This is a genomic window from Sulfuricurvum sp. (genome assembly GCF_049305995.1).
In the GTDB taxonomy this organism is placed as follows: domain Bacteria; phylum Campylobacterota; class Campylobacteria; order Campylobacterales; family Sulfurimonadaceae; genus Sulfuricurvum.
Window position 1 is genome coordinate 1 of record NZ_JBAQPS010000173.1, and the last position, 4,379, is coordinate 4,379.

Consider the following 4,379-nt stretch of genomic DNA (forward strand, 5'->3'; position numbering starts at 1 on the left):
AGGGATTTAATAACAAGCCGAGAGATTACTACTCAAACTCATCAAATTTTGGTTCCAGTACTTTAAATAATTTAATTAAGAGCTTCTGATAATGCGGTGCTTTGTCTAAAAGTTTTCGCAGTGCCCATGTGCCATATATTTCGTTGAGTGATGAGTCCACAACAATATAGGAAAGATATACCGTATTTTCATTAATAGAAAATTGCAATCGTTCCAATTTACTATTCTCATATAATAAAAAATTATATAATTCCTCAATATTTTCTTGGGGTATACGACAAAGTGCCGAATCAGCAATGATGATGCCATTGTCGTAATAGTTGATATCAATACGTGTGGATTGGACTTCGAATCGCCAACTTCTCTGGCTTCGGCGAGAGAGGGTGACGTTGATATGTAGCGAGTAGAGGATTTTTTCGACCAATGCCACGACTCCACTGGGTTTGTATCCTTCTCTGCGTCGTTTTGCAACATCGAGTTTGGTTCCGCATTTAGGGCAATAGTCATTTTGAATGGTTGATTCTTGGATAAGGTTTTTACAGGAGAGACAGCGGATAATGTCATAGGAGTTGTAGTTGTTGAATTGATCTAACGCTTCTTTGAGAGTATAAGAGGGGAGGGCAAATCCAAGATTATTGGAGTTTTGGATAATAAAAGTGTTGACTCCAACCACTTCTGCGGAGGTGTTGAGGAGAGGTCCTCCACTGTTTCCGGGGTTAATTGCGGCATCAAATTGGATATATTCCACTTCACCTTGTAATCGGGATGCTTTGGACACGATCCCTTCGGTTGTCGAATAATTGAGTCCATAGGGATGTCCAATAGCTATGACACCATCACCATCTTGTACTGGTTTATCGGATAGAACAAGTGGATTCTTTTGATGGATAGCAATGGGTGAATGGATAAATGCGAGGTCATAGGCAGGATCATCATAGATGACGATTCCGATGGTTTTTGGGAGGGTTTTGGTGCTGATAAGCACCTCTTTTAGACCGCTCACCACGTGAGAGTTGGTGATGATAAGCCCGTCGATCAAAAATCCGCTTCCACTTCCATAGGGGTTCGTAATCTGCACAATACTTTCGATTATTTGTTCGACCATTTTTTGGGTAGTTGTATTCACGCTTACATTTCCGTATAATCGAGATTTTTGATTTGAAGATAAAAACTTTGGCTGAAATGATCAAGATCGCTGTAGTTTAAATGCTCAGCAAAGTTTTGAAGCCCTTTGTATCGTTCTAAATACGGTTCAATTGCTTCTTCGATACGCTCTGAAATTAGACTTCGAGCAAATATTTTTGTGATGGGATTGTAAAGCGGGTGCTCTTTTTTAGATTGAAAAAAATCAGAGGTATAGACTTCAACATGCAGATGGAGCAAAGCTTTCAATGAAGGGTGTAAACCGTAATTGTAAAGGAGATAGAGAGATATATAGCGATAAATAACGGTAATGACATAATTGGAGCGGTTATTTTTATACCAGCGTACTTTGCTTAATGATTCATCGATAAAGGCAGAAATTTCTTCGTGCATTGCTTGGTCAAACGGAGAAAATGTGTAGGCGGCATTGTAAAATTGCGTCGAAAATACTGTTTTATCGATGGACTCAAGTTCATTTAAATACTGCTCTAAATCAGCATTTTTATCTTCAGTCAGTTTCTCATCATCCATGAAATAGCCGTTGATTTTTTCATTGATATTTTTTGCCATTTTTTTATGAGGGAGGAGAAGATAGTCGATTTGGAGTAAAAGGGCTAGATAGCTAAATGAAACCATCCCTGTATTGTCATTGGATAAAAGTCCTATCAGACTTTGTTTGGTCTCTTGTATCCATTGCTGCATACAAGCGTAGTTTGATTCGATTTCATCAGGTGTTCTAGAGATAAGATGCCCTGTATCCAAAAGAACTAATTCATCAAATTCGCTAGCAATAAATTCTTTTTCGAAATCAGCATTGAGCGCAATCTCACGAAGGGGGTAAAAGATTTTTTGGGGAGTGATGGTTGCATTGTCAAGTTTGATAGAAAGTCTGACAACCCCCTTTGATTCACTGAAACGGCAGTAGGTGAGCTGAAAATTTCGTTCTAAAAATCGTCGTTTTAAGGCGACATGGAGTTGATCACGTAAGGTAATATCAGCATGTGCCTCTAAAGATGTTCGAGTAACGCTCCCTTTGACGATAGCATACCCTTGATAGAGAGAAAAAAAGAGTATATCCTCGTTTCTCTTAATAGTTAAGTGAGAAGTCGGTAGTGTGAAATCTTGATGAATCAATGAAGATAAAAACAGGTTGAAACCGCTAAGGATATCTCCTTTCTTAAATGCTTCGGCAGAATGCTCAAAAAGCTCTTTTTCTTGAGGGTTAGCAAGTGCATGGGAACCTCTTCCATAAGAAATTTGACGTTGTTTGAGAGGTTGATACCACCAATTTTTAAGAGTATTGATCCAACTCACCCTCTTGTTTTCCTCTCTGTTTATAATGAGCTTAGTGTAGTCAAAGCAACCTTAAAGCGACAATAAAGTACAATACGCGTAATTTTAAGGGCACATTAAAGATGCTTTACAGGGAGTTGTATGGGCTACAAACGTGTTTTGGTAAAATTCTCAGGTGAAGCGCTTGCTGGTGAAAACGGTCATGGTATCGATACAAAAATTCTAAAATTTATTGCAGGTGAGATTAAAACTCTTGTAGATGCTGGGATTGAAGTCGGTATCGTTATCGGCGGCGGTAACATTATTCGTGGTGTTAGCGCGGCAGCGGATGGTATTATTCGCCGTACATCAGGCGATTATATGGGGATGCTGGCAACGGTGATCAATGCGATTGCGATGCAAGAAGCTTGTGAGCATGAGGGAATGCATGTTCGTGTTCAAAGTGCGATTAAGATGGAACAAATCGCGGAAGCATTTATTGTTCGTCGTGCAACCCGCCATTTAGAACGTGGTCGTGTGGTTATTTTTGCCGCAGGAACAGGGAATCCATTTTTTACGACGGATACGGCTGCTACACTTCGTGCGGTTGAAATCGGGGCAGAGGTGATTATCAAAGCAACCAAAGTGGATGGTGTCTATGATAAGGATCCTAAAAAATTCGCAGATGCAATCAAGCTTTCGGCTTTGGGATATGAGCAAGCGTTGCAAGATCATATCAAAGTGATGGATGACACTTCTATTGCATTGGCTAAAGAAAATAAATTGCCGATTATCGTCTGTGACATGTTTGCACCGGGCAATCTTCTTGAAATAATTCAGGGTAATCTAGAGCGTTGCTCTATCGTACAATAAATCCAAAAGCAAGGAAATAAAATGAGACTGGAACAACTCACTGCAAAAGCACTTGAAACTGCTAATATTGATCGTTATCAATTGGCTATAGCAGTAGCGAAACGCTCTGAAGAGCTTCTTAATGGAGCAACAACAAAATTAAATATTGATGTTAAAAAAGCCAAAATGGCTGATATCGCTTTGATGGAAATTGCTGAAGGGCATATTAGCATCAAAGGCTTCGTGCCTAGAGATTAATTTAGTGTACTAAAGTTGCATCATTGAACGCCATCGACATAGATAAAATAATTCGGATCAATGATGTAGAAGGTGCAACTGCATACTTATACAGCCACATCCCTTCCTCTAAAGCTATTCAAAGTGCACTTGTTTTTTCGCAACAAGCACATCAAAACCAATTTCGAAGAAGTGGTGAACCTTATATTGTGCACCCTGTTTTAGTTGCAGCTATAGTTGCAAATATCGCGGGTGATGAATCGATGGTTATTGCAGCATTATTACATGATGTTGTCGAAGATACGCATATCACAATCGAAGAGATAGCATGTGATTATGGAAACGATGTTGCTCATTTAGTTGAGGGATTAACAAAAATAGATACAATTCGTGATGCGCAGCTAATTCCGTCTAATTCGGATGAAAAGCTAGTTGCCTCAGCATTATCATTTCGTAAAATGTTAGTAGCATCGATCGAAGATGTTCGCGTATTGGTTGTCAAGTTATGTGATCGTCTCCATAATATGCTTACATTAGGTGCTTTAACGCCTGCTAAACAACATCGTATTGCTGAAGAAACCCTTGTCGTGTATGCACCGATTGCTAGTCGTTTAGGAATTTCATTTTTGAAAAATCTCCTAGAAGATTTGAGTTTTCAATATCTTTTTAGTGAAGAGAAACAAGCTATCGATATGTATATGGAGGAAAACTTTCGCTCTATTACTGTTCGTTTGAACGATTTTTGCGACAAGCTGACCAAAATGATGTTGGAAAACGGCTTTAATGAGGATGATTTTGAGATTCTAAGCCGTGTTAAGCATCATTATTCAATCTATCTTAAAATGCAGCGTAAAGGGATCAGTATCGATGAGATT

General features: G+C 39.0%; 5 protein-coding genes. 3 read left to right on the forward strand and 2 right to left on the reverse strand.

The features are described from left to right. Nucleotides 1-28 precede the first annotated feature (28 nt). A complete protein-coding gene (locus WA010_RS05895; protein ID WP_422556216.1) occupies nucleotides 29-1,126 on the reverse strand; it encodes a trypsin-like peptidase domain-containing protein in 1,098 nt (365 codons plus the stop codon). Between the two features lie 2 nt (nucleotides 1,127-1,128). After that, entirely contained in the window at nucleotides 1,129-2,457 is a 1,329-nt protein-coding gene (locus WA010_RS05900) for a hypothetical protein (RefSeq protein WP_422556217.1), read from the reverse strand. A 120-nt stretch (nucleotides 2,458-2,577) separates the two neighbouring features. Between WA010_RS05900 and pyrH the strand changes: the two genes are divergently transcribed. The 3 genes from pyrH to WA010_RS05915 form a co-directional block, all read left to right on the forward strand. Further along, complete coding sequence (gene pyrH / locus WA010_RS05905; protein ID WP_422556218.1) at nucleotides 2,578-3,288, forward strand: UMP kinase; 711 nt, start codon at nucleotides 2,578-2,580, stop codon at nucleotides 3,286-3,288. 21 nt (nucleotides 3,289-3,309) lie between these two features. After that, nucleotides 3,310-3,525, forward strand: coding sequence for a DNA-directed RNA polymerase subunit omega (locus WA010_RS05910; RefSeq protein WP_422556219.1), 216 nt, complete (start codon nucleotides 3,310-3,312; stop codon nucleotides 3,523-3,525). Between the two features lie 23 nt (nucleotides 3,526-3,548). Next, nucleotides 3,549-4,379 (forward strand): HD domain-containing protein (locus tag WA010_RS05915; protein WP_422556220.1); only part of this gene is annotated, 831 nt, incomplete at its 3' end.

What these genes read in the sequence shown, in the direction of transcription:
- pyrH (WP_422556218.1), top strand. Translation starts at nt 2,578, where the DNA reads ATGGGCTACAAACGTGTTTTGGTAAAATTCTCAGGTGAAGCGCTTGCT.
- WA010_RS05910 (WP_422556219.1), top strand. Translation starts at nt 3,310, where the DNA reads ATGAGACTGGAACAACTCACTGCAAAAGCACTTGAAACTGCTAATATT.